The sequence below is a fragment of the Crocosphaera sp. Alani8 genome (assembly GCF_038442745.1).
Lineage (GTDB): Bacteria > Cyanobacteriota > Cyanobacteriia > Cyanobacteriales > Microcystaceae > Crocosphaera.
The window spans coordinates 1-7,015 of sequence record NZ_JARVCN010000172.1 but is presented as its reverse complement, the minus strand read 5'-3'; the positions used below and the strand labels follow the sequence as shown (position 1 = coordinate 7,015).

The 7,015-nt window shown below is 38.1% G+C and carries 3 protein-coding genes; all 3 read left to right on the top strand.

The features are described 5' to 3' along the window. Window positions 1-855 precede the first annotated feature (855 nt). The gene (locus P9B04_RS11415; protein ID WP_342055112.1) at window positions 856-4,563 is read left to right on the top strand and encodes a plasmid replication protein, CyRepA1 family; all 3,708 of its coding nucleotides are present in this window, start codon (window positions 856-858) and stop codon (window positions 4,561-4,563) included. A 561-nt stretch (window positions 4,564-5,124) separates the two neighbouring features. Beyond that, window positions 5,125-5,499 carry a hypothetical protein gene (locus P9B04_RS11410; RefSeq protein WP_342055111.1) on the top strand — a complete coding sequence of 125 codons (375 nt, stop codon included), beginning with the start codon at window positions 5,125-5,127 and terminating at the stop codon, window positions 5,497-5,499. 197 nt (window positions 5,500-5,696) lie between these two features. Continuing rightward, a complete protein-coding gene (locus P9B04_RS11405) occupies window positions 5,697-6,977 on the top strand; it encodes a protelomerase family protein (protein WP_342055110.1) in 1,281 nt (426 codons plus the stop codon). The last annotated feature ends 38 nt before the right edge of the window (window positions 6,978-7,015 follow it).

Here is a 7,015-nt window from a genome sequence, read left to right as displayed (position 1 = left end):
TCCTTGCTTAAGTTAAGACTTGTTTGCAGTAGGGATTTGATCTATATTTAAGTTATTCGTGAAAATAGGATCGTTAATGTACAGCAGATATTGTTCACGTAAAGAATCTTCTAAAAACCCTGAAACGCCGATCTTCATTGGGGAATGGGACTCGACGTTTCATCACGAAGGTTCTTTCTGTGAAATCTCTGCACTAACCAAAAGGAGGTAGTTATGAGATAAGAAAGAGATTGAATTTTTAGCCACGGTGGTAATCAACCGCAATGACTCTATCATAAAGAATCTTTGCGGGATACACAACCCTTGTGTCAAAAAATAATCATTGTGACTAATAAACAGAGAATTGGTTTATCAATCCTGACTCTGGTTAAATTGACTTTTTTATCTTCTATAAACTCATCCTTTTGTGCCTTTAAACCACGAGAAAGGAGTAGGACAATGCACCCGAATTTAGACACCGTGACCACCCAAGGGGACAATGTAACTAACAATCATTCAGGAATATCTATGCTTTTATTAATAAGCATAGACGGGCTTGGGTATTCAATTCAGTCTCATTAGAAAAGACTGGGGATGCTCTGTCCATGATGACTGCTACTGAATAAGCGGACAGCTCAATGACTGGTGAGTGAACATCCACCAGCAGACAAATATATTCATTTTTTATCTTAGTTGTCCGAACTTAGTTTTACCAAGTAAGCAATCATAACAGTGCATCTCCAGTCGGACAAAAATGACTTTTGGAGATATTTATGAAAGCTATACATAGTCTGCTATTAAGCGGATTTAAAATTGATGGAAAAAATTTCCTAAAATCCATCATTAACTTCCCTATATCACAGTTAGGGAGTACCTATGACCTGGATTAGATATAATCGCCACACTCCCTGTCCAGTATGTAACGGCGATCGCCCTGACTGTCGCCAAAACACAACAACCGGCCTCATTCACTGTCGCAGCAACGAAGCCAACCCCAAAGACTACGTTTATCGTGGTCAAGACACCTGGGGATTTAATTTATGGGCATATAAACCAGATGCAGATGCTTGGACTAAAACAGTCACCAGTCGCCAGTCGTCAGTCACCAGTGACTCTTGGACAACCCCTAACAGTCAAACAAAGGTAAATCCTCGGTATCTAGTGGCAAAAACAGTCACCAGTCGCCAGTCACCAGTGACCAGTGACACTTGGACAAACCCTAACAGTCAAACAGAGGTAAATCCAAAGAAGCTTCTGCCTATCCCAGAAAGAGATAAGGTAATCAGGGAAATCTTGTCCCAACTAACCCTATCAGATGACCACAGGGAGGTTCTAAGAAATCGTGGAATAAGCGATCGCAAAATAGAAGAATCAAACTACCGCAGTGTCAAACAATGGCAAAAACTAACCTCACCTGTCACTAATAAACTCTCAGGGGTGAAATATGATGGATTAAGCTTAATTAACCACACTGATGGGATACTAATCCCAATTCCTAACGAAGATGGATTATACACCCATCTTAGGGTGAATGATCTGACCCCAGGAACCGAAAACAAGTATTACCCTCTGAGTAGTTCCAAGCGTGGGGTGAAGTACCACTTACCATCAGGGGAGCAACCCATCGGGGTGTATATGCCCCAGGAAGCACCCGAAAAGCAAATAATAGGGTTTACAGAGGGACTGGAATATAAACCGCTTCTAGCGTCATCTAACGTGGGGATTCCGATTATAGGAGCTAGTGGTGGAAACTTTGGCAGTAGTAGTGAGGCGATAGAGGCTGCGATCGCATCAATCAAACAACGGTATGAATGGGATGAGGTTGAATTTATTCTGTATGCCGATGCAGGTTCTATCATCAATGGAAATGTAGCGATCGCCTATGAAAAACTAGGAAAGATTGTACCTGAGTTAAAAGTAGCGGATTGGGGACAGTTAGCCAATAAAGAAACTGGCTTAGACATTGACGAAATTGATGTCGAAAACCTTAAAATAAGCTTAATTCCAATTGACGAGTTCAAGGAAAAATCAGACCAATTAATTTACCATCAAAAAGCATTCAAAGCCTGGAAAAGTTGTAAACAGTTCACCTCAACCCAAACAGTAGATCAAGAGTATTTAGACTTACCTGTACCCGATAAAAACTCTGTCTTATGTGGTAAATCAGGGTTAGGTACTGGTAAAACAACCAATACAATTAAATGGTTTAAAGACTCTTTAGAGAACTATGGGGCGGTAAGTTTAGGATACAGAAATTCCTTACTTTATCAGTTTTGTGAGAAAACCTCTAAGGCTAAAAAAGAAACCGACAAAAACATAGAATTCACCCATATTCATGAACAGGAAAGTAGCTTATATATTAGGAATCCTCAAGGAAAAGTCACAGCTTGTATCAACTCTCATTATCGCTTTAACCCTAATGACTTCGATGAAAAAGTATTAATCTTGGATGAGGTAATCTCAGTCTTAAAACACCTGTTATTTTCTCGAACCATTAATAATCGAGAAATAGCCATAGAATTAGTCAAAGAAGCCATTAAAAAAGCCGATAGGATTATCTGTTTTGATGGTAATTTGTCAGATATGTATTGTGATTTTATTGAAGCTTGTGACCCCACTAAAAAGATAGAAAAAGTAGAAAATACTTATAAAGGTAATAAAGCTAACTTAGTTTTATTAGAAGGAACCATCAAGAAAACAAAACTAAGAAAACGGGATCATGCCCCTTGGTTATATGACTTAATAACTATTAGCGATATGACAGGAGCAATTGCTAGTGACAATCAAACTCTATTAGAATCCTTACACAGAATCTTAGACAAACTAGGTTACAAAGTATTAAGAATTGACTCAAAAACAATTAACCAAGCAGAAGTTAAAGAATTCTTAAAAGACCCTGATAAGTATCTAAGGGAGAATAAAATAGATAGATTATTATTTTCACCTTCTTGTGAGAGTGGCTTAGATATTAAGATTAGTAACTATTTTACTCACTTCTTTGGCTTATTTTATGGGGCATTAGATGCTGATTCAATTACTCAAATTATTGGGAGAATTAGGGATAGTCAAGTAACTCGTTATCTATGGGTAAATCCCTTCATTAAAGTAGATGATAAGAATAGCATAAAATCACCCTTCTTAGAAAAAATACAATATCATTTTAATCAACGATTAACCCGTGATCTTCATTTAGCAATGGTTGGTGAAGATAACAAAGAAGAGCTAATCAGTGAATTATTAAGCAAAGTCAAAGAAGACTTAGATACTCCTGAGAGTAAACTAGCCCAACGATTAGAAGCAATGATAAACTATGAAAAAGCTAATCTCAGACAATGTGTTTATTGGCTATTAGAACAGCAAGGCTATGATATTTGTAATCGTTATACTCCAGAATATCAAGACCCCTTTAAAACCGTTAACCAAGAAGTTTCAAAAGAGAAAATAAAAACCAAATTTAAAGACTCAACAGATATCTCTGAAGCTTCTGATAAATATCTAGATAAGCCTTGGATGATGCTAAGTCAAGACGCTCACTGGGAAGATAGATGTGCATTAATGAAAGCCAAATTAATTAAACTGTTACCCAATATTCAAAACTCTACTTATTGGAGTCCTGAGTTAATTTACTTGGTAAAATATAAATACCCGAATCTGATTACTCAAATAGAAAATAGAATCTACCTTGAGAAATTTGATCAAGAGAATTCACCAGCTTTAGTTAAGGTTAAAAAGTTCTACCATAACCTACTAAATAAAGTCAGAAGAGGAAAACTTTGCCCCTGGAAAATTAAGCCCCGTTATCTATTCCTAAAAGCCTTGTTTGATGTTCGGTTACTGTACTTTATCGAAGTAGCAGGGGAATTTACAGCCGATAGTAAACCAGTTCAAGAGTTAATCCAACGGGCTAACCAAAAGAAAATCTGGCAAGGTTTAGGAAAGCGGCCATCAAAAGACCCCATCAAGTTTATTCGGTGGTTACTGAATCAGATTGGCTATGATTTAAGCGATCGCCGTCTAAGTGACGAAAATAGAACAAGGGTATATAAGGTGGTGCCGGTCAAAATCAACATAAAAGAAGTAGTAGAACCTCACCAACACGATAATTTTGTTCATGGGGCCATCAACAAATTAACTGAAATACTCGAAGCTAGAATCACCCGTGATTATTCCCCTGAACATCTCCAAACCCTGAGATGGGATGATGAAAACATACTACAACAACAAACTTGTAGTATGGAATCCGAGCTAAAAAATAACGATCAAACTCATGAGTCTAAAAATGGCTATAACTCAGACCAGCAAACAAGAAGTAATGATCCAGATGTGCCAAGAATTGTGAAAGAAGATCAGCCACATCTGGATCAGGAATCGATACTACAAAAAGCCAGTCCACCGGTTGAGTGGCCCTTTAAGATAGGCCAATGGGTGAGGATTCAAGGGGACTTGTTGGACGAGTCGTTAATTGGGGCATTTGCCTTAATTAAAGAGCTTAGGGAAGGGATAAACCGATACGCAATCCTAGAAGTGAATGGTTTAAGACGGTCACTCAATCTTAAGTATTTAAGGTCGAATGTCACATCATAAACGTTTCGATAAGGATCGTCAAACAACGAGTGTACACTCGTTTTCATCGGAGTGAAGGGTTAGGAAATGAAGCCAAATGTAGTATAGTTGTTACTCGCATTATGTAGTATGAAGGGTAACTCTATTAGAAAAACCAGCACATCTGTTACAGCTAAATCGTAATACAAATCCTGATGATCCATTTAGAAAATGTTCGGCGAGTGAGATACCCCCAGAAGCAGTAGAGGAGTGCGATCGCAAATGGATAGCCGAACAACTAGAACTAGAAAGTTGCCAGAGCGTAGATGATGTACGATATTAGTGGTATGAAGTGGGTTTAGTCTCGCAATAGCTAGAACTGGGGTGGGATTTGTTAACCAGCGAAGTTAAGCAAAGGCTGAGACTATTATTTAACCAGATGAAGGAATTGGAAACGTGAGGGGGGGGTTCCCGATTTCAAATTGGAAAACCTAAAAGGCTCGCTCTGTATAAGCTTGATATTGTTGAACCGTTTTGGTTGGCTAAATCAGGCGATCGTTACGAGTTGAAGGATTGACATTGATCGTATAAATGGAGAAAACAATGGGTGAAGCAAAAAGAAGAAAAAAACTAGATTCAAACTGGGGAAAATCTAACAATAAAGCTCTATCAATTAGATTAATTGATTTTGAATCTATCACGGATGAAGGATTGATAGAATTAAGTGAAAAACATGATATAAAATGGTTTGGAGAAGTGACTAAAAATGGTCAAACAAGTCAATGTGGGTTAATTCCTTTTAATAACTCAAAGACGAAAAAAAGAATTTTATCAACACATTTAGTCTTTACCCCAAATGGTCAGCAACCAATAGCATTAAATCAAAAAGAAGTTGATGAATTATCAACAATGGCTGCTAAAAAGATTTTTGCCACAATAGGGGCATCAATTTCTATGGATAGAAAGTATGAAAAATAAGCTAAGCGTAGTACGATATACAAAACCCCAAATGTGAGTGAGGAATTAGGGGTTAGGAGGCGCGGGGTTAGGAGTTCTAAATTGCCTCTATGATCCCAGAAGCATAACCCTTAAATTGATACACTTGAAAAAATTGACACAGACAATATCCCTGTTGTAAGCTAGAGATATAACTGACAACAAGGGTATTGTAGGAGATGTCATCACATTGGTTAAAAGAATGGGGGCAAGGTAAACCGCCGTCAAAATGGGTGATAGAAATCATTGATGACACCCTGTCTCGGTTAGAAGGGATGACGAAAGAGGATGAGACTGCGATCGCCTCACTCAATAAGGAAATAACAGAAAAGTTTTTAAAAAAAGTAAAACCGACTAGCGTTAAGAATTACTACACCTACCTACACAAAGCGGTAAGAATTCACTTCAAAGGCAAACTAACTCCTTTTAACAGCATAAAGCACCCTACGAAGGGAATCTCTGAACATTTTGCTTGTACCTTGATAGATACCCCTAATGATATTAAGGCCATGAACTTAGGGCTACAACGAGAAGCATTAGATTGGAAACAGCATAATGTAGTAACTCTAGAAGAACCAGACTTGATTGTTAACAGGGGAAGAGAGTTATTAGAAAGTGCGATCGCTCAATACGAAAAAGAAGGATTTGCTAGTTATGCCGATATAGGGGCATCCTTAGCGTTATTAGTGGGGCTAAGACCAGGGGAAATCCTTAGAGATGCAGTTCTAACAGACTCATCCCCGTATACCGTCATTTTAAGCCAGGGACAAGCAAAGACTAGAGGCAAAAAGAGAGCTTATGAGATGCCCACCTTGATAGAAGCGGATACGGTACTAAAAGGGTATAATATTCTAAGAAATACCTTTAAAGCAGACAAATTAAACGATTTAGAGCTAGAAGTCTATAAAAACAATCTGAGATTGCAAGTAGAAGCGAATTTTAGCGGATTTGTCCCCACGTTGTCCCGTTTAAACGAAGAAACCACCGTTAATCCTCAAAGATTAAGAGCCGTTTATGATGCCATCGCCGTATTTTATTATTGTCCTCCTCAAGTCAAAGATTTCGTGTATATCAAAGCCATCAATGGTCATGAACCTACACCAGGGAAAGCAGATGCAGCCATGCACTACCTAGATTATCAAATCGGAGACGGTGCGATCTTCTCTGCAAGAGGTCAAAGACAAGGCATAAAACTAGGACAACCAGGAGTTAAAATTATTGACGGGATTGCTAATAAGTTAGAAAAAATAGATTATCAGTCAAACCTTACCACTCAAACCTCACGAGTTAAAGAAGAAAATACCAATGAGAATAATTCTCCAGCATTAATGAGGTTTCTCAAAAAAGAAGATCAAGGAACGACCCCTGAAGCGGCACCATTAGACATCACCCCGGAAGTATTAGGATTGTCCCCAGAATGGCTGAAGCGGTTAGAAGGTGTAATGATACCAATTTCCTAAACTTAGGCTACACTTATAGAAATAATTGATTTCAGGCG